This window comes from Demequina sp. TMPB413 (genome assembly GCF_020447105.2).
Taxonomy (GTDB): Bacteria; Actinomycetota; Actinomycetes; order Actinomycetales; family Demequinaceae; genus Demequina.
Genome location: NZ_CP096184.1, coordinates 1,325,054 through 1,347,275, shown reverse-complemented (window position 1 = coordinate 1,347,275; position 22,222 = coordinate 1,325,054). Strand labels below are relative to the sequence as shown.

Genomic DNA, 22,222 nt, shown 5'->3' with positions numbered 1-22,222 from the left:
CGTTCCCGTCAAGGGGGCGGCGGCTTTGTCATGTCCTGACGCGGTGAGAGTGCGGGAACACAGCGTGGGAGGCTAGTCGTTACGTAGACACGCAGGTTGTACGCGGTGGGGTAGGCGTCCGCTGCGTTCGGAATTACACTAGGAGTAACGACGAGGGTCGAGGGAGGTCATGATGCCGCTGTCGGAGTACGAGCAGCGAGTGCTCGATCAACTTGAGCGCGACCTCGGTGCCGACCCCAAATTGGGGCGCACGATGGCGCGTGCGCCTCACCAGCGCGGTCGCATTGTCGCGGGTGCCCTCGGCGTGATAGCAGGCCTCGGAGTGGTGCTCGTGGGCGCGGTGGCTCAAATCGTGCCGGTCGGCATCGCAGGTTTTGCCCTGATGATTGCGGCAGCGATGTGGGCGATCTTCACCCCCCGCCGCCAGCCGGCCTCCGCGAAGCCTCGCGGCGTCGCAGGTCAGGCGGGCAAGAAGCGTGCGGCAAAGGAGCCGTTCATGCGTCGAGTCGAGGAGCGCCTGGCGCGCCGACGCGAGAGCGGCGACCTGTAGCGTTCCCGTCTTTTGAGGCGGCAACTTCGTCGGCGACGATACGGGCATCCTCCGAGAGACTCTCGATGGAGGCCGTAGCCCCATGGGGCGCATAGCGGTGGTCGGACACCGCAACGACCAGACGCGAGAAGGCGTGATCGGCGTTCGATGACAGGAACACCTCCTCTTTGAGGAGGTTCGCGCGCAGGTGTGCTTCGCTCTCGTGCGGCGTCATAGTGTTCGGCCATGCGAGCCCTTGCGGCAGTCGCGCAAGGAGCCAGGCCCAGACACGTTCGGGGTCATCGACCCGTTCGGCACTGACTCGCCTCGAACGGAGTAGTTGCCATGCGACGACGGCGCTCAGGATCACTGCTGCGACCGCGAGCCACAACCACCAGGCAGGGGCGGAGGACTCGTCCGGTTCAGCGCCCGCGCCCGGAGTGTCGACGGGCTCAGGGGCCGAGCTGGGAGCAGTTGTTGGCAGCCCGCCAGGGATGGGGAACTCGTCAATGGTGTTGAGCGGATTCGCTCCGGCGGGGTCCGCATAGGCGGGTCGCGCGCCTGTCTGAACGGCGGGAGTCGGCTCGAACCGCACCCAGCCGGCTCCCGCAAAATACAACTCAGGCCACGCGTGCGCATTGGCGCCGGTAATGATCGACTCGCCGTCGGCGCCGCGCTCGCCTGGCAAGAAGCCGATGGCGAGGCGGGCGGGGATGTCCAAGGTGCGGGCCATGATCACCATGGCAGAGGCGAACTGGACGCAATACCCCGATCGATCCTCCAAAAAGCGGGAGATGGAGTCGTCTCCAGAAGGGAGCACTGAGGTGTCGTAGGTGAAGTCCTGGGTGTTCCTAAAGAACTCCTGGAGCGCAAGAGCCTTGTCGTAGCGTGTGGAGGCTCCGCCCACGACCTCAAGGGCCGCCTCACGGACGCCTTCGACGTCAATGCTGTCTGCGAGCGCCAGGTGACCGGGATCGAGCTCGCTGTCTTGGCTCGATGCATCGCCGAGGCCCTTGAGACCGTCGATGGTGAAGTAGTCGAGGTCGGCCACGAACTCGTAGCCAAGGTCACGCGTCGTGGCGTTGTCTGACCTCACCTCGTCGAGTGCCGGGACGTACTGCCAGTCGTCGTTCACGATCACTGAGCGAGGGGCTGTCGGCAGCGGCAGGCTGCTCTCGGCCTGGGAGAGCACCTGAACGCTCACGCGGTCGAGTTCCGTGGTGCCCCAATTGTCGACGGGTGTCGGCCACTGGACGCCCTCGTCGAGCGGCACTCGCTGGAGCGTGTCCGCGTCAGGCCGGCTCCAGGCCGTGCCGTCAAAGTCGATCAGGCTGTACAGGCGGAAGGCGTCGGGCCGTCTTCCCTCGGTGAAGTAGACGATTTTGGGAGAGGAGCTATTCGCGGTGAGGGAGTTGCGCAGGTCGAGCGCCAGGTTGAGACGGGACGTGGTGTCGAACTGTTCGGGCGTGGCGAAGCGGGGGATCGAGCCCCATCCGTTGGCGCCGAGCGCGGTGGGAGCGACGACGGCAACAAGGGCGACGGTCGCAATCGTGGCGGAACCGGCCGCCCACGGGGAAAAGGACGTGAAGGACCCCGTGTGGCGGGTCGTCAGTGCCAAGAGGAGTACCCATGCTGCGATAGCCCCCAACAGCGCGGAGGTTGACACCCTGTGTTGAAGCACGACGGCTGGCATCCACGGTGCGAGCAACACGAGGCCTGCAAGCGCGGCGGAGCGCCAGGACACCGCCAGGTGTTCGGCGAGGAGGAACGCCGCGAAGATGCCGACCATGAACAGTGCCACGAGAGGCCGTGTCATCTCCGCTGGCGCCACCGTCGTTGCCGCCTCGTGGACGCCGTCGCCCACCGTTGTCGCAAGGTTCCGCAGCGCCGACGGCGTGGGCAGGAGCCGGGGGTTGCCAACGTCGTCTCTCGCGAAAGTTGGCATGCTGACCAAGAGCGCGACTGTGGCCCCCACGAGCGTCGGCAAGAAGCGCGACCGTGAGATTAGTCTGGTCACGACGATCAGGACAGCGACGATGCTCACGAGGCCGACGACCGTGGGGAACCACGAACCCCACGTCACCATCGTTGAGAAACCGTTGAGTCCGAGCAAGATCCCGATGGCGACGACGGGCGTGGCGTACCACGGCGACCTGGCGGCGGTCGCGCGGGGGGTCATGCGATGTCTCCGGCAGTCAGGAGCGTGCTCCACACGGCGTCGATGTCGGAGCGCGAGTGGGCCGTCGTTGCGCGCCAACCTGCGCGCCGAAGCGAGGCGGCCGTCTCTTGGGCAGCCTCATCGTCGTCGCTGTCGCCGCGCACGATCGCCCAGGCTCGACCCGCGTCGCCAAGCGGTACGAGAGCCTCGAGGCACTCGGCGTTCAGCGGTTCGAAGACCCCGACGATGACCTCGCCGTTGGTGACGCCCTCAGACGTGCGCCTGATGGCAGCAAGCAACCACGCAGTCCCCATGGCCGCTGATGGCGGTCTGGTGAGATCAACCGTCTTGTTGAGCAGGTCAGAGCGCCCGCTCTGGGGGTGTTCTCTGCCGATGTGGTTGATGTGCTCCGGGCCAAGCGGACCGCCAAAGAAGCGCACGGGGTGCCCAGAATCGAGCACAGACAGGCCGATGGAGGCCGCCGCAGAGATGGACCATTCTAGCGCAGCGGACTCGCGCGGAAGGTCCAGGAGCACCGTTGCCGGACGCTTGCCGGCGCGCTCGTCTGACCTGACGAGCATGGTGCCTTTGCGGGCGCTCGACGGCCAGTGGACGCGCCTCATATCGTCGCCTTCGCGGTAGTCGCGAAGAGCTGCGTCGTCAGGTGACGGACTGCGCGCACCGAGCACGACTCTGTCGGCCTGGCCCATGAGGACGCCTGCGGTCGCCGTCAGGTCGACGACGAAGGGCCAGACGGGGATGAGCTCCTCGCCGCCGACCGAGGTATCTGCATGCATCATCCCGAGCGGGTCGGCCGAGTGAATCAACGCTGGTCCGAGCGGCCACCGGCCCCGGCGAGAAGGCAGGAGTGAGTAGGTCAAGGAGAAGGATTCGGAGGTGCGGCTCACCGTGGCCTTGGTGCTCAGGCCGCCGGTGAGTTCCGCGGCCGCTTGCTCCCGAATATCTAGCGACTCCGCAAGTGCACGCCTCAGGGCTCCGCCCCTTCGGCCGGCGGTGGAACTGATCGTGACGGTGACTCGTCCTGGCACGCCGACCGTCAGCGGATGTGGCACGACCTCGCGGCGGGCGAAAGGAAATCTGCTCAAGAACCCGTTGATCGAGAGCAACAGCCACAAACCGCCAACGGCCACCGAAGCGACCATCGTCACCCCGACGTACACGAGGGGCGGAGTGGCGAGTCCCACGCCGAGCCCGCCGACCACGACGCCCGCCGCGGCGAGGCCGATGCCTCGCGGTGTGAGGACGGTGTCGGACGAGGGCCGCGGTGCCATGACTAGACCGCAGTCACGCGGGTTCCGGGGAACACTGCCTGCTCACGCCGGGGAGGAAGGTCGCGGGCCTCGGTGGGCACCGCAGTGCGCGCCACGACTTCGCTGAGGATCTTCGCGGGAGTGCGCCCTGCGAGCCGCGCCTCGGTGCTCGGAATGAGCCTGTGGGCGAGGACAGAGACCACGAGCGCCTTGACGTCGTCAGGCAACACGTGGTTGCGACCGGCCATCGCCGCCCGGGCCTTGCACGCGGCGAGCAGCTGTAGCGCCGCTCGGGGTGAGGCTCCGAGCCGCAAGCTGGAATCGTTGCGCGTTGCTGACACAAGGTCGACGATGTATTGCTTGATCGCCGGTGCGGCGTAGATCTTGCGCGCGACCGCAATCAGGCGTGCGAGGGTCTCGGTGTCGGTCACCGGTCGGACCTGTGTCAGCGGGTCGACGCCATCGTGGCTGTCGAGCATCACCATCTCATCGCGTGCGGATGGGTATCCGATCGACACTTGCGCCATGAAGCGGTCGCGCTGGGCCTCTGGCAACGGGTAGGTGCCCTCCATCTCGATCGGGTTCTGGGTCGCGACCACGACGAAGGGGCGGGGCAGGGCGCGCGTCTGCCCGTCGACCGTGACGGCGCGCTCTTGCATGGACTCGAGCAGCGCGGCCTGAGTCTTGGGGCTCGCCCTGTTGATCTCGTCGGCGATCACCACGTTGGCAAAGATCGGGCCTGGGCGAAACTCGAAGCGGTGGTCGTCGGAACGGAAGATGCTCACGCCCGTGACATCTGACGGCAAGAGGTCCGGAGTGAATTGCAGCCTGCCGACGCTGCAGTCCAGGCTCAGCGCGAGCGCCCGCGCGAGGGTCGTCTTTCCGACGCCAGGCACGTCTTCCATGAGCAAGTGACCCTCGGCGAGAACCACCGCCAGCGTCGCGGTGACCGCCTGATCGAGTCCCGACAGCACCGTACCGATCGACTGGCGCATGCGGGTGGTGACCTCGGCGACTTCGGCGAGTTCGGCCTCGGTGGGCAGGGACTGGCTCATGAACGCTCCTTTGGTGTCTCCCATGAGCCTAAACGAAGATGTTTGAAGAATGTCCCTCCACCGCGTGTCGACGTGTCTACCTGCCTAAACGTTGCGTCTGGATGAGAAATTCGCCACATCCATCAGAATTGTGGAGAGAAGTGGAGTAATGTGGGGCGAACTGGCGAGTCGTGGCGCGAGGAGGTGAGCCGTGGTGTCGGAATTGACGCACGGCCTGGGACCTACAGGGGTCTTCCTTGGCACGTTCACGCCTCGACTCGATGACAAGGGCCGGCTGATCCTTCCCTCGAAGTTCAGGGGAAGGCTTGCGTCCGGCCTCGTGGCCACTCGTGGCCTCGACCGTTGCGTCTTCTTGTTCCCCGTCGACGAGTTCATGCAGGTTCACGACCGCCTGCGCAAGGCTCCGCTCGAGAACAAGCAGGCGCGCGACTACTTGCGCAACTTCCTGGGCCATGCCCAGGACGACGTGCCAGACAAGCAAGGGCGCATCTTGCTCAGCGCGCCTTTGCGGGAGTATGCCGCGCTCAATAGGGACGTGGCGGTGGTGGGCATGGGATCGCGTGTCGAAGTGTGGGACGCGGCCACGTGGGAGAACTACCTCGCAGAGGGCGAGGAGGCGTACTCGGCAACGGCCGAGTCGCTGCTGAACGACATGTAGCGCCGCGTCGTGAGGCCTCCTCCCGAAACGCTCTGACGGACTTCCCCCCGTCAGAGGTTCGGAGGGAGACCCCAGGACGCGGCATCGAGACGGTATCGGGACGGGAAAGGGCACATGGGTACAGCGAGCTTCCGGCACACGCCGGTCTTGCTCGACCGTTGCGTCGAGCTGCTGTCACCCGCCCTCGAACAACCAGGCGCGGTCGCGATCGACGCGACGCTCGGCATGGGCGGCCACACCGAGGCGCTGCTGGCGACGAACCCCCAAGCCCGCGTCGTCGGCATCGACCGCGACGCCCAGGCGATTGGCCTCGCGAGCGAGCGTCTGAGCGCCGCAGGCGATCGTTTCTTCGCGCACCACGCGACGTATGACGACATCGCGGGCGCTTTGGCGCTGACGGGTGCGACACGTGCGGACGCGATCCTTTTCGACCTCGGCGTCAGCTCCCTGCAAATCGACGAGGCCGACCGAGGCTTCTCCTACGCTCAAGACGCGCCTCTCGACATGCGCATGAATCGCGAAGACCCCGTGACGGCAGCCTCACTCCTGGCAACCGCGAGCGAGGACGAACTCACGCGCATCTTGCACGTGTACGGCGAGGAAAGGTTCGCCCGCAAGATCGCGCGTTCCATCGTGCGCAGGCGCGAGAGCGACCCCATCGAGCGCTCCGAGCAACTCGTCGACCTGGTGCGTGCCTGCATCCCCGCCGCGACGCGCACACCTGGCAGCAACCCAGCCAAGCGCACCTTCCAAGCGTTGCGCATCGCCGTGAACAGCGAGCTTGACGTGCTCGAAAGCGCCCTCACGGCCGCGATTGACGCCGTCAGGGTCGGCGGCCGCATCGTGGTGTTGAGCTATCACTCCCTGGAAGACCGCATCGTCAAGCACGCCTTCGCTGCCGGCACCGAGATCACCGCTCCGCCTGGCATGCCAGTCGTTCCTGACGAGGCGCAGCCGTACCTTCGGCTGCTCACGAGAGGAGCGGAGAAGGCCACCGAGTCGGAGATCGACGTCAACTCGCGCGCCAAGCCGGTGCGCCTGCGTGCGGTCGAACGCACGAGGGCGACACCCAGGAGGGCCGCATGAGCGCAGCACCACTCCGGTCCCAGGCACGCCCCGCACAGGCTCCTGCGAGCACTCCGCGCGCACCGCACTTGCGCGCGGTCGCGACTCCTGACCACGCACGTAGCATCGCGCCTTTTGCCTGGCTGTGCGTCGGCATCGTCATCGCGGCGTTGTCTGCGGTGCTGGTACTGAACACGGCCATGGCAGAAGGCTCGTACGAGGCACGTGACATCCAAATCGAGATTGCACAACTGCACCAGCAGCGCGCGGCCGCCCTGATTCAACTCGAGGCAAACGCCGCGCCAGAGGCGCTCGCTCAGCGCGCCACCGACCTCGGGATGCAACCCGCAGGGCGGCTGGGATTTGTCACCCTCGAATCGGGCAAGGTGCTCGAGGCTGGCGGTCAATAGTGGCGCCTCCAGACAGCCCCAGAGGGCCGCGCCCACCGTCACCGCAGCGTCCACGTGCCACGGGCAATCGCGTGCCACGGCAGGGCACGACGCCCCGGCAGGGCGCGACCCCGCGTCCCGCTCCTCGTGACGGCGCGAGAGCTCAACGCGCGCGCCGCGCTCCAGTTCGCCCCCCAGAGCGGCGCAGTCCCTTCGCGCCGCGCGTCGGCGACCCTGGACGCAGGCAGTCCGTTCTGTCGGTCGCGTCGTTGTTGCTCCTCGGCGTCTTTGTGGCGCGACTTGTCGACGTGCAATTGATCAATGCGGCGCCGTTGGCGGAGGAGGCTCTCGCGCAACGCCTCGTCACTGCGCAAGTGGCGCCAGCGCGTGCCGACATTGTCGACCGCAACGGGGTAGTGCTCGCGACCTCCGTCGAGCGCTACAACATTTCAGTCAACCAGGTCCAGATTGCAGACTGGGAGCGCAAGGAACAGGGAAAGGTTCTCGCGGAGGGGCCGCTCGATGCTGCCCGCATTCTCGCGCCGATCCTGAACCTGAACGAGTCCGAACTCGCGGCCGATCTGGTGGGAGACAAGACGTTCGTGTACCTCGCGAAGGGCGTCACCGCCGAGGAACTGGCCTTGGTGAGGGCCGAGCGCATCTCCGGCATCACGTGGGAGGCGACGCCAGAGCGGCTTTACCCGAACGGCGATATCGCTGGGAACGTCATTGGCTTTATGGCCGAGGACGGGGAGAACCTGAACGCCGTCGGCATGGCAGGCGCGGAGTTGCTGTACGAGCAAGAACTGACCGGCACGGCAGGTTCCCAAACCTACGAGCGCAGCCGCTACGGCACCATGATTCCCACGGGCCTGCACAGCGAGACACCCGCCGTCGACGGCTCCACGGTCGTCCTGACGATCGATCGCGACATCCAGTACTACACGCAGGAAGTGCTCGACCAAGCGCTCGCCGAGACGGGCTCGCGCGCGGGCACAGTGGTCGTCATGGATAGTCGCACGGGCGAGATTCTCGCGCTTGCAGACTCGGGTTCGGTGGACCCGAATGACCCGGGCGCCACGCCGTCGAACCAGCGCGGCTCACGCGCCGTCTCCGACGTGTTTGAGCCAGGGTCGACCGCCAAGACCATCACCATGGCGGCCGCGCTGGAGGAGGGCGTTGCGACGCCCACATCGCAATTTGTCGCGCCCTACGCTTACGAAACCGAATATCGCGTGTTTCGCGACTCGCACGAGCACCCTGACCTGAAGTTGACGCTCGCGGGGATCCTGGTGAACTCCTCCAACACGGGAACCATCCAAGTGGGTCAGCAGATGAGCGATGAGACCCGGTACGAGTACATGAGGGCCTTCGGCCTCGGCGAGCCCACCAACCTTGGCCTGCCCAACGAATCGGCGGGACTGCTCGGCGAATGGGACGACTGGGACGGCATCACCAGGTACGCCACGATGTACGGACAGGGCGTTGCTGTGACAGCGGTCCAGACGGCACAGGTCTATGGCGTCATTGCCAACGACGGCATGCGAGTATCGCCCACGATCGTCAAGGGATTCGAGAGCGCAGACGGCGCCTTCACCGAGCGCGACAACGCCGAGCCGGTCCGGGTGGTCTCAGAGTCAACGGCCGACGCGATCATGGGAATGCTCGTTGAAGTCACCGAGTCAGGTACCGCGCCCAAGGCAAGAATCGACGGCTACCTGGTCGCTGGCAAGACCGGAACGGCGCAGGCTCCAGACGAGTCGGGGGCGCTCAACAACATCGTCGCCTCATTCGTCGGTATTGCGCCGGCAGATGACCCTAGGATCGTGGTCTCGGTCGTGTTGTACGACCCGGCGTCGTCGATCTGGGGAGGAGAAACGGCGGCTCCTGTGTTCAAGGACGTGGCAACCTTTGCGTTGCAGACGTTGCGCGTGCCGCCGACCAAAGGCGATGTGACGCGCTACCCGATCACCTGGGAGTGACATGACTATGGCATTGCGGCCAACGCACGTGCCTCCGGTGAGCCTCGACGTCGTTGCCGACAGGGCTCGAGCCGTTCGCGTAGATGGTCCGGCCGCAGTGGCGTTGACGGGCGCGACGGTCGACTCGCGCGAGGTGCGCGAAGGCGACCTGTTCGGCGCTTTCCCTGGCTTCGCCACTCATGGCGCACGCTTCGCGGCCGACGCTCAGGAGGCTGGCGCCTCCGCCATTCTCACCGACGAGGAAGGCGTGGCCGTCGCCAGGGCGGCGGGAGTGTCGATTCCGATCGTTGTTGCCGATGCGCCCCGGCGAGCGATGGCACTCGCCTCCTGCGCGATCTACTCCGACCCCTCACGCCGATTGCCGGTGATCGGAATCACCGGCACGAACGGCAAGACCACCACCTCGTTCCTCATCGAGGGTGCGCTGGCGCGTGCCTACGAGCACACGGCCCTGCTCGGAACCATCGAGGCGCGCATTGCCGACGAGCACCGCCTGTCGGAGCGTACGACCGTCGAGGCTCCTGCGCTCCAGGCGTTGCTCGCTCGCGCACTCGAGAAGGGCGTCGGCGCCGTGGTGACCGAGGCGAGTTCTCAGGCGATCGACCTTGAGCGCGTCACCGGCACGCGGTTTGCCGTCGCCGTGTTCACCAATCTCAGCTATGAACACATGGACTACCACCACACCATGGAGGAGTACTTCGCGGTAAAGCGGCGCCTGTTCACGCCTGAACTCAGCGAGCGTGCAGTAGTGCTGGTTGATGATGAGTGGGGCCGCAGGCTGGCCGCCGAGGCGAGCGTGCCCGTGACCACTGTGGCGACGAGGCCCGGCTCACCAGACGCCGACTGGGTGGTCACGGGGGAGCGGCTCGCTGCCTCTGGCGGCATGGAGTTCGACTTGCGGGGGCCTAACGGTGCCTCCCACGTCGCGACGGTGGCGCTTCCAGGCCACATCAATGTGTCCAATGCCGCCGCCGCCATCGTGGCTTCCCACGTGATCGGCGTGCCGGTTGAGGCGGCCATCGAGGGAGTCGCCCACGCGCGTCAGGTGCCCGGGCGCACCGAGGTGGTCACTCAGCGCACCGCTACCACGCCCTTGATCGTCGTCGACTACGCACACACACCCGACGGCGTTGCTGCTGTGCTCGACGCCATGCGGGGGGTCACCCCAGGGAGGCTTTTCGTCGTGTTCGGCTGCGACGGACTGCGCGACGACTCCAAGCGCCCGGGGCTTGGGCGCGCGGCCGCCACCCACTCCGACGTCGTCATCGTGACCGACGAGAACCCCAAGACTGAGCCGCCAGAGTTCATCCGTTCGCGCCTGATGGAGGGCGTGGTCGAGGTACGCCCGCGTTTGGAAAACGTGCTCGAGGTCGCGCCGCGCTCGGAGGCTGTCCTGACCGCGATGCGCATGGCGGGACCAGCCGACACCATCATCACCACAGGCAAGGGCCACGAGACAACGCAAGAGATCGACGGCGTGCATTACCCGTATACGGATAGGGCTGTCGTCTTGGAGGAATTGGCGTCGCGAGGGGCCGCGTCGTGAGGCCTGTCACCGCCCAGTGGGTGGCCAACGCTGTGGGCGGAGAGCTCGCGGCAGACGTCGAGGCCGTCGTCTCCTCCGTGGTGAAGGACTCGCGAGAGGTGCGTCCAGGCTCTCTCTACGTCGCCTTCGTGGGAGAGCACGTCGACGGCCACGACTTCGCGCACCAAGCGCTCGAGGCTGGCGCGACCGTATGTCTGGTGTCGCAGCCCGTCGACGCGCCACACATCCTGGTTCCCGATGTCACCGCCGCGATCGGGGCGCTCGCTGCCGCCTATCTCGCGCTGCTGCGCACGGAGGGCGACATCACCGTGGTGGGCATTACCGGATCGAACGGCAAGACAACCACGAAGGACCTACTTGCGCAAACGTTGCCCCAGGTCGTCGCGCCGGTAGGCAGTTTCAACAACGAGATAGGGCTGCCGCTCACGGTATTGAGCGCTGGCCCCGACACGCGCTACCTCGTTCTGGAGATGGGTGCATCAGCCCCCGGCGACATCGCCTACCTGACTCGCATCGCGCCGCTCGACATGGCGGTCGTGCTCATGGTGGGTAGCGCGCATTCCGCGGGCTATGGCTCGAGGGCAGGGCTCGCCGCAGAGAAGGCGACGATCCTTGATGGCGTCGTCCCCGGCGGCGTCGGAATCATCAACGCAGACGATCCCTACGTTGCTGAGATGACCGGGAAGGCGCCGAGGACCGTCACGTTTGGCTTCGGATCAGCCGACGTCGTCGGCGAGCACAGGGGGGTGGAGGCTGGGCGCGCAACCTTCACAGTCGAAGGGCATCCGGTTCGCCTGCGCATCCTCGGCGACCACCACGCCATCAATGCGCTCGCGGCCATCGCCGTCGCGCGGGAGTGCGGACTCAGCACCTCCGAAGCGGCCACGGCCGTGAGCGCCGCCAAGCCCGCCAGCCCACACCGCATGGCGCTCACCGAGCGGTCCGACGGTGTGCGGATCCTGGACGACGCCTACAACGCCTCGCCCGAGTCGATGCGAGCCGCCTTCAGGGCCTTGCGCGCCGTTGCCGAGGGCGGAAGGACATGGGCGATCATCGGCGAAATGCTTGAGATGGGCGACGCGTCCATCCAGGCCCACGACGACCTCGGGATCGATGCGGTGCGGCTCGGCATCTCGCACCTGGTGGTCGTCGGCGCTGGTGCCCGCCCGGCGTACGTCTCAGCCGTCCGCGAGGGCTCGTGGGGGGACGAGGCCGCGTTCGTCGCTACCATTGACGAGGCCCTTGCACTCGTGAGGGATCGCGTGACGGCCGGTGACACTGTGCTCGTGAAGGGCTCACACGGAACCGGGCTGTGGCGTCTTGCTGAAGAACTGACCAGGGAGACTTCATGAGGGCCGTAGTCCTTGCGGCGGCGATCGCCTTGGTGATCTCTCTCTTGGGAACGCCATGGGTGATTCGATACCTCACTCGCAAGCAGTTCGGCCAGTTCATCAGGCACGACGGTCCCGCCTCCCACCACACCAAGCGTGGCACTCCCACCATGGGCGGCGTCGTCATCATTGCTGCGACGCTCGTCGGCTGGCTGGGCGGCAATCTGATCACGTCACACACGCCGAGCGTGTCGTCGGTGCTGGTCGTGTTCCTGATGGTGGGTCTCGGCCTCGTCGGCTTCCTCGATGACGGCATCAAAATCTCAAGGGAACGCTCGCTCGGGCTGAACGCCCGCTGGAAGATCCTGCTGCAGGCACTCATCGGCATCATCTTCTCCGTGCTCGTACTCCAGTTCCCCGACGACCAGGGCGTGTACCCGGCGTCGACAGCGATCTCGTTCTTGCGCGACACCGCGCTCGACTTCGCCGTCTTTGGCCCTGCGATCGGCATCATCGGATTTGTGGTGTGGTCGAACTTCCTCATCACGGCGTGGTCAAACGCAGTCAACTTGACCGATGGTCTCGATGGACTCGCTACCGGTGCCGCCCTCATCTTCTTTGGCGCCTACGTGCTCGTGGGAATCTGGCAGTTCAATCAGCTGTGCGGGGTCAACAATGCCGATGCCGCGACCTGCTACGCCGTGCGAGACCCCCGCGACATTGCCATCCTGGCCGCGGCGTTGGCTGGTGCTTGTCTGGGCTTCCTGTGGTGGAACGCTTCGCCAGCGAAGATCTTCATGGGCGACACGGGTTCGTTGGCGCTTGGCGGCGCGATCGCCGGCATGACCATCGTGACGCGCACCGAGGTGCTCGGCGGGATCATCGGCGGACTGTTCGTCATCATCGTGCTCAGCTCTGTGCTGCAAATCGGATTCTTCAAGCTTTCTGGTGGCAAGCGCATCTTCAAGATGGCTCCTCTCCATCACCACTTCGAGTTGCTCGGGTGGGGTGAGGTGACGATTGTGACGAGGTTCTGGATCATCGCCGGTCTATTCACCGGTGCGGGCATGGGCGTCTTCTATGCCGAATGGGTCGCGAACCTTGGACCAGGCGGCTGATGGCAGCCCCCGACGTACCGCAGGCGCCTGACGGCGGCGCTCACCTGGCAGGCGCCACCGTGCTTGTGCTGGGCATGGGAGTGGCGGGCCGCTCCGCAACTGCGGCGTTGAAGGATTTGGGCGCGGTGTGCGTAAGCGTCGACGCGAACGGCGCCGCCGACCACGAGAGTGTTGAGGGCCTCGACCTGGGAGCCTTTGACGTGGTGGTCGCTTCCGCAGCCTTCTCGCCGAGTTCGGATGCGATCAGCGCATGTCTCGCCGCTGGCCTCGAGGTGTGGTCGGAGATGGAGTTCGCGTGGCGGGTGCGCTCCAATGATGCTCCGTGGGTACTCGTGACGGGCACCAACGGCAAGACGACGACGACGCAGATGGTCGCGGCCATGGCCGCGGCGGCGGGCGTTGACGTGAAGGCCTGCGGCAACATGGGCGTCTCGGTGATCGACGCCGCACGGGAGGGGCACGCGTTGCTCGCTGTCGAGATCGCAAGCCTTCAGTTGCACTTCACTCACACGGTGTCGCCAGCGGCCGCCGTGTGCCTCAATGCCGACACCGACCACCTCGACTGGCACGGCTCTGTCGAGGCGTATCGCGCCGACAAGGCGAGGGTCTACCGCGGCGTCAGAGTTGCTGCCGTCTACCCAGCTCACGATCGCATGGTGGAGGCCATGGTCGAGGACGCCGACGTGGTGGAAGGCTGTCGCGCGATCGGCGTCACCGCTGGCTCGCCTGCGGTATCGCAGCTTGGCGTCGTCGACGGCTACTTGGTCGACAGGGCGTTCACGCCGCAGCGGCGCACAGAAGCCCTCGAGTTGGGACACGTGGACGACCTCGCCCACCTCGTTGCGGGAGACGTGCCGACGTACGTGGTGACGAACGCGCTGAGCGCCGCCGCCCTGGCACGCGCCGTGGACGTTCCACGCGAGGCGATCAGGGACGGGCTGCGGGGCTTCGCCCTGGACAGCCATCGCACGGCGTTTGTCGCGACGATCGACACGGTCGCCTACGTCGATGACTCGAAGGCGACCAACGCGCATGCAGCGCTTGCAGCCTTCGGAGGGAAGAAGCTTTCCTCGGTGGTGTGGATCGCTGGGGGCCTGGCCAAGGGCCAGGACTTCGACGCCTTGGTCGGTCAGGTGCGTGACCGGTTGAGGGCAGTGGTGCTCATCGGTGTCGATCCGGAACCGCTTGCCACCGCCCTGGCCGAACACGCCGCCGATATCCCTGTGAAGCGCATCGGCCCGGGTGACACTGTGATGCGTGACGCCGTCGCCGCGGCACGCGGCTTTGCGCAGCAAGGCGACACCGTGCTCTTGTCGCCAGCATGCGCATCCATGGATCAATTCCGCAGCTACGCGGACAGAGGAGAAGCCTTCACTGAGGAAGTGAGGGCCTTGCAGGGAGGATGACGTGACGACTGAGCGCGTTCGTCCGACCAATACCTGGAACTCTCCTGCGACGACCTACTACCTCTTGGCCGCGGCCACCGCGATCCTCTTGCTCGTCGGCCTGGCCGTCGTGTTGTCGTCGTCCTCGGTGTTCTCGATTAGGCAAGAGGGTGGCAACCCCTGGACGTTGTTCCTCATCCAAGTCGCGGCCCTTGCCGTCGGCCTCGCCGCGCTCGCCATTGGCTCAAGACAAAGCGTCACGTGGTGGAAGCGCATGACCCCGATCATCCTGACAGGCGCCGTGGTGCTGCTGCTCGTCGTGATTCTGGCTGGCGAGTCGACGGGAGGAAACCGCAACTGGGTGCGCGTTGGCTCCGTCACTCTGCAGCCCTCGGAGATCGCCAAACTGGGCCTCGCCTTGTACCTCGGCATGGTCTTGGCGACGTTCCGTCATGAATTGACGACCTTGAGAAGGATCCTCGTCCCCGGCGGGATCGCCTCGGGGATCGTGCTCGTGCTGATCCTCGCTGGCCGAGACTTGGGCACCGCTGTGGTGGTGTGTCTCGTGATTTCGGCCGCGTATTGGGTCGCGGGCCTGCCGGTGAGGTTCTTCGCCCTGGGGGCCGCGGCGCTCGTGGCGGGGGGACTGGCCCTCATCGCTGATGGCACCACGCGTTCGGCCCGTATCAATGTGTGGCTTGACCCATCGACGTGCGATGTCCAGGACAACTGCCTGCAGACCACCCACGGCACGTGGGCGCTCGCTTCCGGCGGCTTGTGGGGCCTCGGGCCGGGGATGAGCAGGGAGAAGTGGGGATACCTGCCGGCTGCCGACAACGACTTCATCTTCGCCATCCTTGGCGAGGAGTTCGGCCTGATCGGAACGCTTCTCGTCTTGGTGGCGCTGGCGATGATCGTCATCGCGGTCAGCCGCATCGTCCGCCGCCACCGCGACCCCTTTGCGCAAATTTCCGCCGCGGCCATCGGTGCGTGGGTCGTGGGCCAGGCCTTCATCAATATCGCGGTCGTGCTCGAGTTGCTTCCCGTGACGGGCGTGCCTCTTCCGCTCGTGTCCTCCGGCGGATCGTCTCTCGTGATGTCCCTGACAGGACTTGGCGTGCTGATGGCCTTCGCGCGCAGCGAGCCCGGCGCCCCAGAGGCCTTTAGGGCGCGACCGTCCGTCATGCGCCGGTCGATGGCCGTACTCTCGGGAGGCCGCCGTGGCTAGAGTCTTGCTCGCCGGCGGCGGTACCGCCGGGCACGTGAACCCCTTGCTCGCCACCGCTGACGCGCTCCTGGCCAGGGGCCACGACGTCGCGGCGCTTGGCACGGAGCGAGGTCTCGAGGCTCAACTCGTCCCCGACGCTGGCATCGATCTGCATGTGGTGCCGCGCGTGCCTCTGCCACGCCGTCCCTCGCTCGACCTGGTCCGCTTGCCGCTGCGGCTTCGCACGGCGGTGCAGGCGGCTGGCCGCGCCATCGATGCCATCGAGGCCGATGCCGTGGTGGGCTTTGGCGGCTACGTGTCGACTCCTGCGTATCTCGCCGCACGCAAGAGACGCGTGCCCGTCGTCGTCCACGAAGGCAACGCACGACCCGGCCTAGCCAACCGGCTCGGAGCGCGTTCGGCGGCTGCAGTGGCTGTCACTTTCGACGGCACGCCTCTCAAAGGGGCAGTGGTGACGGGATTGCCCTTGCGGCCCTCGATCACGGCGCTGGCACAACAGTTGCGCAATCCCGCCGTTGCCGAACGCCTGCGGGGTGAGGCACGTGCCGAGTGGGGGTGGGCACCTGACGCCCCGACGCTGCTCATCACCGGTGGCTCCACGGGTGCCGCAAGTCTCAATGCCGTCACCGCTGAAGTCGTGGAAAGGCTCGTTCAGCACGGCATTCACGTCCTGCACTTGACCGGCAAGGGAAAGTCGGATGGTGCAGAGCGGGCACACGGCGACTTGCCTGCCCGCCATCGGGGAATGTACGTGGTGAGGGAGTACGTCACCAACATGGAGACCGCCTTTGCAGCGGCCGACGCGGTGGTGTGCCGGGCGGGGGCTGGAATGGTGTGCGAGGTCTCGGCCTTGGGCCTTCCGGCCGTGTACGTGCCGCTGCCGCACGGCAATGGCGAGCAGGCACTCAACGCCAAGGGGGCAGTCGATGCGGGCGCCGCGAACATCGTCAGGGATAGTGAATTGACGGCCGCAGCGCTCGAGATTCTCGCAGAACCGCTCGTGCTCGACCCGCGGTCACGAGACGCGGCCCGCAAAGCGGCCGCCTCGATTGGGATCGTCGATGGCGCCGATCGACTCGCCAAGATCATTGAGCGGGTGGCTGGCGCATGAGGTTCCACTTCATTGGCGTCGGCGGTTCCGGGATGTCGGCCGTGGCGCGCCTCGTTGCCGCCAAGGGAGTCGACGTCACGGGAAGCGACAAGGGTCGCAGCGCGTACTTCGCTGCTCTCGAGGCAGCGGGAGCTGATGTCAGAGTGGGGCACGACGCGAATGCCGTCGCTGGCGCCGACGTGGTGGTGATCTCGACGGCGGTCCGCGAGACCAACGAGGAACTCGCCAGGGCGCGTGAACTGGGGATCGACGTGTGGCACCGGTCGGAGGCCCTCGCGTGGGCACTTGAGGGCCGGCGGCTGATCGCCGTGGCGGGCTCTCACGGCAAGACCACCACCTCCGCGCTGACTGCGCACATCCTGCACGCATGTGGAGTCGACGCCAGCTACGCCGTCGGCGCGCGCGTCTTTGGGGTCGAGGGTGCGGTCGCTGGGGGGTACGGCGGGACCGCCGACCTCGCAGTAGTGGAGGCCGACGAGTCCGACGGTTCCTTTCTGAAGTACGCCACGGAGATCGCGATCCTGCTCAATGTGGAGCCGGACCACCTCGACTTTTATGGCTCCTTTGAGGCGGTGGAATCGGCCTTCGTGAAGTTCGCCGCTGCCGCTCGTGTGCTCGTTGCATGCGTCGATGATCCCGGCGCCGCACGCGTGGCCGATGCCGCGGCTGCGGCTGGCGTGCGCGTCGTTCGGTACGGGGTGTCGCCGCGCCCTGCCGGCGCGGGCGCTGCCGACGTTGTCGTGGGGCCGCGCGACGTGACGTGGGCTGAGCGCACCGTCCCGCTGTCGGTTCCTATTCCAGGAGTCCATCAACGCCTCAACGCCGCGGCGGCGTGGTGCGCGGTGGTGGAGGCTGGAGTGGAGCCGGTGGTGGCTGCCGAGGCTGTCGCGTCGTTCGCTGGCACTGGCAGGCGCTTCGAGCTCCGTGGTGAGTCGCGAGGGATGCGGGTCATTGACGACTACGCGCACCACCCGACCGAGGTGGCCGCCGTGTTGGCCGCTGCACGGGCCGACGGGGCAGGTCGCCTCGTCGTGCTGTTCCAGCCTGCGCTCTTTAGCCGCACACAGGCATTGGGCGAGGAGTTTGGGCGTGCATTGTCGATCGACAATGCCGTGATCATTCTCGCGCCAGTCCACGGGGACCGAGAGGATCCGATCGAGGGGGTGACGTCGCAACTGATCGCGGACACGATCGTTGTTGGTGAGCACTCCACGGTTGAACTCGCCGCCAGCCTGGAAGACGCTGCCGCGCGCGCCGCCGCCGTCGCTCGCCCTGGCGACACCGTCATGACCGTCGGCTCGGGAACCGTCACGCAAGCAGCAGGTTGGATCCTCGACGAATGGCGCAGGTCCGATGGCTGAGCGCAGGCCACCCAGTGCCGCGCCACCGAGACGGCGCGAAGGGGCGGACGAACAGCGGCAGCAGCCCGCGCCGCGGGTGCCAGGGCGGCAACAGACGCGCAGTCCGCAACGGACGCCTGCGAAGCGCGGTCAAGCCTCGTCACGCACTGACGCCAAGGTCACCGAGGGCCGGAAGCAGCCAGCCTCGACTCAGGTGAAGACACGCGCAGCGCAACCGCCGGCGTGGCAACCGGTCAAGCAGCGCGAAAAGGTCGACACCGTGACGCACCGCATGCGCGAGCGGCTCGCCGAGCGACGTCGCACCGAACGCCGCCGGGCGACGGTGAAATGGGGCAAGTACGCGCTCGCGGCTGGCGCGGTGGCACTCGTCTTGTGGCTCTTCCTCAGTTCACCGCTGTTTTCGCTCGACCCCGCCAAGGTCGAGGTGCTCGGCGTGACGCCAGAGGTCGATGGCGCAGGAATCGACGCGGTGCTCGCTAAGTACGACGGCTCGTCACTGGCGCTGCTCAACGTGCCGCACGTCGCGGACCAGTTGCGCGACCTGGTGGGAGTGCGCGACGCGTCCGTCGAGCGGGTCTGGCCGTCCGGATTGCGCGTGACGATCACGCCTCGCCATCCGGTGGCAGCCATCGCAAGTGGCGAGCTGTTTGTGTTGCTCGACGCCGATGCGGTGAAAGTCGGCGAGGTCGACGCGGTGCCAGCAGGCTTGCCGTTGCTTGACATCCCCGTGGGCGCCGACAACGATCGCATCCTGGATGCGGTGCTCGAAGTGCTGCGCAACTTGCCTCAACCGGTGCTTGACAGGGTGGAGTCGCTCGGGGCCCAAACCGAAGACACCGTGGCCTTCACGCTAAGGGATGGTCCTCGAGTGGAGTGGGGGAGCGCTCAGGACTCCGCTTTGAAGGCTCAAGTGCTCGAGCTCATGCTGACGTCAGGGGCCGCATCTGCCGCGGGCGTGATCGACGTCTCCGCCCCCACTCTGCCGATCACTCGCCAAGACGGCTAGTTGCTTTCTGGCGCGACACGCGCGCCAATTCGGCGAACAAGGGCGCCGTCAACGTACCGTCATTGCAGATCGACTTGACATAACCATAACCCTCAAGTTGAACCTTAATGTTGAAGGGAAGGCCATGGCCGCACCGCAGAACTACATCACGGCGATTAAGGTCGTCGGCGTCGGCGGCGGCGGAGTGAACGCCGTCAACCGCATGATCGAGGTTGGCCTCAAGGGCGCCGAGTTCATCGCCATCAATACTGACGCCCAGGCACTGCTGATGTCCGACGCGGACGTGAAGCTCGACATCGGCCGCGAAATGACGCGCGGGCTCGGAGCAGGAGCGGACCCCGAGGTCGGCCGTAAGGCGGCAGAAGACCACGAGGAAGAGATCGCAGAGGCCCTGCGCGATGCCGACATGGTGTTCGTGACGGCAGGAGAAGGTGGCGGTACCGGCACCGGTGGCGCGCCCGTCGTTGCCAGGATTGCGAGGGCGCTTGGGGCGCTCACGGTTGGCGTGGTGACGCGCCCGTTCAGTTTCGAGGGCAGGCGGCGCTACGACCAGGCAGAGGCAGGCATCGAGCGTCTGCGTGATGAGGTGGACACGCTGATCGTGATCCCCAACGACAGGCTCTTGGACATCCAGGACGAGAACCTCTCGGTGCTCGGCGCTTTTGCGGCGGCCGACCAGGTGCTGCAAGGCGGCGTGCAAGGCATCACCGACCTCATCACCACCCCCGGCCTGATCAACGTGGACTTTAACGACGTGAAGTCCGTGATGAAGGGCGCAGGGACCGCACTGATGGGCGTGTCGAGCGCTCGCGGAGAGAACCGCTCGCTCGCTGCCGCGGAGGGTGCCATCGCGAGCCCGTTGCTTGAGGCCTCGATCGAGGGCGCCCACGGCGTGCTGCTGAGCATCGCTGGCGGGTCGAACCTGGGCATCAAGGAGGTCGAGACTGCTGCCAAGCTGGTGCGCGAAGCGGCCCACCCTGAGGCCAACATCATCTTCGGAACGGTGATCGACGACGCTCTCGGCGACGAGCTGCGCATCACGGTCATCGCCGCAGGCTTCGACGGAGGGGCTCCGCCTGTACGACGCCACCAAGGAGCCCTCGGTACCGTGGAAGGCGCCGCACCGACGCCATCGGCGGAAGAGCTGGAACCGGTCGATGCCCCCGTCGAAGTGGACGCAGTTCCCACGTCGCTGTCAGAGCACGAGCCGGTCAGGAGGCGTGAGCCAGAGCCTCGCACCGACGCGATTCACGTTCACCCATCCTGGTCAGACGACGACGCGCTGGATGTTCCTGAGTTCCTCAAGTAGCGATGGATGCCCGGCTTCCGGTCAGGGCGTTCTTTACCGATCGTCATGGCGGCGTCGGCGAGGCGCCCTACGACACGTTGAACCTCGCCGAACACGTGGGCGATAGCGACTCAGTCGTTGACCTCAACCGCGGCGTCGTCGAGGAACTCGCCGGCGGGCCGGTGGTCTTTCTCAGGCCGGAGCACGGCGCCAAGGTGGCACGGCTCGACGAGTCGTACCTTGACGGTCTTCACGAGCCGCCGGTCGCCGATGTCTTGCTCACGACGGTCAAGGGGCTGTCGCTCGCGACGCTCGCCGCTGATTGCGTGCCGCTGCTTGCTCACGACGCAGCCTCCGGCGCGGTGCTCGTCGCGCACATCGGCCGAGAGGGCCTGCGCAAGGGCGCGGTCGACGCGGCGGTAGCGGCGATCGTTGACCTCCGTCGCGGATGGGCGAGGCCGCAAGCGGTGACTTTCAGTCTCGGCCCGGCGATTTGCGGCAAGTGCTACGAAGTGTCGAGCGAGGTGCGCGCCGAGGTGGCACAGCGGCACCCTCTCGCCTTCTCCACGACAGGATGGAACACTCCGGCGCTTGACTTGCCGAGAGCCGTCGCTGGGCGCCTTGCCGAACTCGGCTTCGATCGGGTGGTGCGTCACCGCTATTGCACTTTCGAGGAGCGGCGACTGTTCTCCTATCGACGCGAACACGTCACGGGGCGACAGTCGGGAGTGGTCACGTGCGAGGGGGCGGCGGAGTGAGGGCCGCATACGTCCGGCGTGTCGATGCGGAGCAGCGACACCTAAACAACTTACCGTTGACAAAGCAGGAATCAGCAAGCAAGAGCGGAGCGAAACCATGAGCGCTATGCGCAAGGCGATGCAGTACTTCGGTTTCGAAGTCGCGGATCGTGACGACTACGACTACGAGTACGCCGACGAAGAACTCGCGCCCGTGACCAACCTGCACGACGTCTCCCACGTGCGTGAGCAGCACGACGCGCGTCCGCGGACGTCGACCGTGCGCCAGCAGCGCCCGCAGGCCGTCGACCACGCCGACCTACGCCGCATTCAGACCATCAAGCCGCGCTCGTACAGCGACGCGCGACTGATCGGCGAGGCGTTCCGTCAAGGCGTCCCCGTCATCATGAACTTGACGGAGATGACAGATGCTGAGGCGAAGCGACTTGTGGACTTCTCCGCAGGCTTGTCGTTCGGCTTGCACGGCAACATTGAGCGCGTGACCACCGCGGTCTTCTTGCTTTCACCCGCTCACGTCGAGATTGCCGTCGACACCGAGCCGCCGGCCCGAGACACAGGCTTCTTCAGCAACTAGCAGCGGGCGATGCCAGGCGATGCCCTGGCGCTCCGTTACCCTTGACACGTGATCTTCGCTATCGACGTTGCGCTCTTTGCGCTGCTCATGCTCATGCTGATGCTGCTTGCGAGGATTGCCTTGTCGTGGGTCTTCGTCTTTGCACGTGACTGGCGACCGCGGGGCGTTTCCGCCCTGGCGGTGGAATCCGTCTACGTTGTCACGGACCCATTGATCAAGCCGCTTCGTCGCGTGCTGCCGCCGCTCACGATTGGCATGATCCGGCTGGACGTAGCATTCTTGATTGTCTTCTTTGGCGTGATTGTGATGCGCTCGATCCTCATGCAGGTGCGGGCAGACCTCGTAGGTTAGCGACAAGGAACTCAAGTGCTTTCCGATACGTAAGGGGAGTACGTGAATATTGACCAAC

Annotated in this window: 20 protein-coding genes; 17 read left to right on the top strand and 3 right to left on the bottom strand. The window is 66.2% G+C overall.

Features of this window, described 5'->3' with window-relative positions:
* The first annotated feature begins 169 nt into the window (after positions 1 to 169).
* Positions 170 to 550 (top strand): DUF3040 domain-containing protein, encoded by a 381-nt coding sequence (locus LGT36_RS06520; RefSeq protein ID WP_226095661.1) that lies wholly within the window; start codon positions 170 to 172, stop codon positions 548 to 550.
* Here LGT36_RS06520 and LGT36_RS06515 read toward each other — a convergent pair.
* Genes LGT36_RS06515 through LGT36_RS06505 form a run of 3 tightly spaced genes read right to left on the bottom strand, consistent with a single transcriptional unit; the run spans position 495 to position 5,013 of the window.
* The gene (locus tag LGT36_RS06515; RefSeq protein ID WP_226095662.1) at positions 495 to 2,708 is read right to left on the bottom strand and encodes a transglutaminase domain-containing protein; all 2,214 of its coding nucleotides are present in this window, start codon (positions 2,706 to 2,708) and stop codon (positions 495 to 497) included. The two genes, LGT36_RS06520 and LGT36_RS06515, sit on opposite strands and share 56 nt — an antisense overlap.
* Positions 2,705 to 3,979: a DUF58 domain-containing protein gene (locus LGT36_RS06510; protein ID WP_226095663.1), complete on the bottom strand. Its 1,275-nt coding sequence runs from the start codon at positions 3,977 to 3,979 to the stop codon at positions 2,705 to 2,707. The genes LGT36_RS06515 and LGT36_RS06510 overlap by 4 nt, the downstream gene beginning before the upstream one ends.
* Positions 3,980 to 3,981: 2 nt before the next feature.
* On the bottom strand, positions 3,982 to 5,013 hold the full coding sequence (locus tag LGT36_RS06505) for a MoxR family ATPase (RefSeq protein ID WP_226095664.1): 1,032 nt from the start codon (positions 5,011 to 5,013) through the stop codon (positions 3,982 to 3,984).
* Between the two features lie 193 nt (positions 5,014 to 5,206).
* On the opposite strand from LGT36_RS06505, the gene mraZ reads away from it, so the two are divergent.
* The 16 genes from mraZ to LGT36_RS06425 all read left to right on the top strand — a co-directional run bounded on the left by mraZ (position 5,207) and on the right by LGT36_RS06425 (position 22,164).
* Positions 5,207 to 5,671, top strand: coding sequence for a division/cell wall cluster transcriptional repressor MraZ (gene mraZ, locus LGT36_RS06500; RefSeq protein WP_226095667.1), 465 nt, complete (start codon positions 5,207 to 5,209; stop codon positions 5,669 to 5,671).
* 114 nt (positions 5,672 to 5,785) lie between these two features.
* On the top strand, positions 5,786 to 6,757 hold the full coding sequence (gene rsmH / locus LGT36_RS06495; RefSeq protein WP_226095665.1) for a 16S rRNA (cytosine(1402)-N(4))-methyltransferase RsmH: 972 nt from the start codon (positions 5,786 to 5,788) through the stop codon (positions 6,755 to 6,757).
* Positions 6,754 to 7,146 carry a hypothetical protein gene (locus LGT36_RS06490; protein WP_226095666.1) on the top strand — a complete coding sequence of 131 codons (393 nt, stop codon included), beginning with the start codon at positions 6,754 to 6,756 and terminating at the stop codon, positions 7,144 to 7,146. Before rsmH ends, LGT36_RS06490 begins: the two co-directional genes overlap by 4 nt.
* A gap of 287 nt (positions 7,147 to 7,433) precedes the next feature.
* Positions 7,434 to 9,107, top strand: a complete 1,674-nt coding sequence (locus LGT36_RS06485) for a penicillin-binding protein 2 (RefSeq protein WP_248642186.1) — start codon at positions 7,434 to 7,436, stop codon at positions 9,105 to 9,107.
* A gap of 1 nt (position 9,108) precedes the next feature.
* The gene (locus tag LGT36_RS06480; protein ID WP_226097601.1) at positions 9,109 to 10,653 is read left to right on the top strand and encodes a UDP-N-acetylmuramoyl-L-alanyl-D-glutamate--2,6-diaminopimelate ligase; all 1,545 of its coding nucleotides are present in this window, start codon (positions 9,109 to 9,111) and stop codon (positions 10,651 to 10,653) included.
* Positions 10,650 to 12,005: a UDP-N-acetylmuramoyl-tripeptide--D-alanyl-D-alanine ligase gene (gene murF / locus LGT36_RS06475; protein ID WP_226097600.1), complete on the top strand. Its 1,356-nt coding sequence runs from the start codon at positions 10,650 to 10,652 to the stop codon at positions 12,003 to 12,005. The genes LGT36_RS06480 and murF overlap by 4 nt, the downstream gene beginning before the upstream one ends.
* Positions 12,002 to 13,102 (top strand): phospho-N-acetylmuramoyl-pentapeptide-transferase, encoded by a 1,101-nt coding sequence (gene mraY / locus LGT36_RS06470; protein WP_226097599.1) that lies wholly within the window; start codon positions 12,002 to 12,004, stop codon positions 13,100 to 13,102. The genes murF and mraY overlap by 4 nt, the downstream gene beginning before the upstream one ends.
* Positions 13,102 to 14,508 (top strand): UDP-N-acetylmuramoyl-L-alanine--D-glutamate ligase, encoded by a 1,407-nt coding sequence (gene murD / locus LGT36_RS06465; protein ID WP_226097598.1) that lies wholly within the window; start codon positions 13,102 to 13,104, stop codon positions 14,506 to 14,508. The genes mraY and murD overlap by 1 nt, the downstream gene beginning before the upstream one ends.
* A gap of 1 nt (position 14,509) precedes the next feature.
* On the top strand, positions 14,510 to 15,715 hold the full coding sequence (locus LGT36_RS06460; RefSeq protein ID WP_226097597.1) for an FtsW/RodA/SpoVE family cell cycle protein: 1,206 nt from the start codon (positions 14,510 to 14,512) through the stop codon (positions 15,713 to 15,715).
* A complete protein-coding gene (murG, locus tag LGT36_RS06455) occupies positions 15,708 to 16,826 on the top strand; it encodes an undecaprenyldiphospho-muramoylpentapeptide beta-N-acetylglucosaminyltransferase (protein ID WP_226097596.1) in 1,119 nt (372 codons plus the stop codon). Before LGT36_RS06460 ends, murG begins: the two co-directional genes overlap by 8 nt.
* Complete coding sequence (gene murC / locus LGT36_RS06450) at positions 16,823 to 18,187, top strand: UDP-N-acetylmuramate--L-alanine ligase (protein WP_226097595.1); 1,365 nt, start codon at positions 16,823 to 16,825, stop codon at positions 18,185 to 18,187. The genes murG and murC overlap by 4 nt, the downstream gene beginning before the upstream one ends.
* A gap of 193 nt (positions 18,188 to 18,380) precedes the next feature.
* Positions 18,381 to 19,193 carry a cell division protein FtsQ/DivIB gene (locus LGT36_RS06445; protein ID WP_226097594.1) on the top strand — a complete coding sequence of 271 codons (813 nt, stop codon included), beginning with the start codon at positions 18,381 to 18,383 and terminating at the stop codon, positions 19,191 to 19,193.
* A 124-nt stretch (positions 19,194 to 19,317) separates the two neighbouring features.
* Complete coding sequence (ftsZ, locus tag LGT36_RS06440; protein WP_226097593.1) at positions 19,318 to 20,502, top strand: cell division protein FtsZ; 1,185 nt, start codon at positions 19,318 to 19,320, stop codon at positions 20,500 to 20,502.
* Positions 20,503 to 20,504: 2 nt separating this feature from the next.
* Complete coding sequence (locus LGT36_RS06435) at positions 20,505 to 21,239, top strand: polyphenol oxidase family protein (RefSeq protein WP_226097592.1); 735 nt, start codon at positions 20,505 to 20,507, stop codon at positions 21,237 to 21,239.
* Positions 21,240 to 21,336: 97 nt separating this feature from the next.
* Positions 21,337 to 21,813, top strand: a complete 477-nt coding sequence (locus LGT36_RS06430; RefSeq protein WP_226097591.1) for a cell division protein SepF — start codon at positions 21,337 to 21,339, stop codon at positions 21,811 to 21,813.
* Between the two features lie 48 nt (positions 21,814 to 21,861).
* Positions 21,862 to 22,164, top strand: a complete 303-nt coding sequence (locus LGT36_RS06425) for a YggT family protein (RefSeq protein WP_226097590.1) — start codon at positions 21,862 to 21,864, stop codon at positions 22,162 to 22,164.
* The last annotated feature ends 58 nt before the right edge of the window (positions 22,165 to 22,222 follow it).

What these genes read in the sequence shown, in the direction of transcription:
- LGT36_RS06510 (WP_226095663.1), bottom strand. Translation starts at nt 3,979, where the DNA reads ATGGCACCGCGGCCCTCGTCCGACACCGTCCTCACACCGCGAGGCATC.
- ftsZ (WP_226097593.1), top strand. Translation starts at nt 19,318, where the DNA reads ATGGCCGCACCGCAGAACTACATCACGGCGATTAAGGTCGTCGGCGTC.
- LGT36_RS06435 (WP_226097592.1), top strand. Translation starts at nt 20,505, where the DNA reads ATGGATGCCCGGCTTCCGGTCAGGGCGTTCTTTACCGATCGTCATGGC.
- murD (WP_226097598.1), top strand. Translation starts at nt 13,102, where the DNA reads ATGGCAGCCCCCGACGTACCGCAGGCGCCTGACGGCGGCGCTCACCTG.
- rsmH (WP_226095665.1), top strand. Translation starts at nt 5,786, where the DNA reads ATGGGTACAGCGAGCTTCCGGCACACGCCGGTCTTGCTCGACCGTTGC.
- LGT36_RS06520 (WP_226095661.1), top strand. Translation starts at nt 170, where the DNA reads ATGATGCCGCTGTCGGAGTACGAGCAGCGAGTGCTCGATCAACTTGAG.
- LGT36_RS06490 (WP_226095666.1), top strand. Translation starts at nt 6,754, where the DNA reads ATGAGCGCAGCACCACTCCGGTCCCAGGCACGCCCCGCACAGGCTCCT.
- LGT36_RS06480 (WP_226097601.1), top strand. Translation starts at nt 9,109, where the DNA reads ATGACTATGGCATTGCGGCCAACGCACGTGCCTCCGGTGAGCCTCGAC.
- LGT36_RS06515 (WP_226095662.1), bottom strand. Translation starts at nt 2,708, where the DNA reads ATGACCCCCCGCGCGACCGCCGCCAGGTCGCCGTGGTACGCCACGCCC.
- mraY (WP_226097599.1), top strand. Translation starts at nt 12,002, where the DNA reads ATGAGGGCCGTAGTCCTTGCGGCGGCGATCGCCTTGGTGATCTCTCTC.
- LGT36_RS06505 (WP_226095664.1), bottom strand. Translation starts at nt 5,013, where the DNA reads ATGAGCCAGTCCCTGCCCACCGAGGCCGAACTCGCCGAAGTCGCCGAG.
- LGT36_RS06430 (WP_226097591.1), top strand. Translation starts at nt 21,337, where the DNA reads ATGAGCGCTATGCGCAAGGCGATGCAGTACTTCGGTTTCGAAGTCGCG.
- murC (WP_226097595.1), top strand. Translation starts at nt 16,823, where the DNA reads ATGAGGTTCCACTTCATTGGCGTCGGCGGTTCCGGGATGTCGGCCGTG.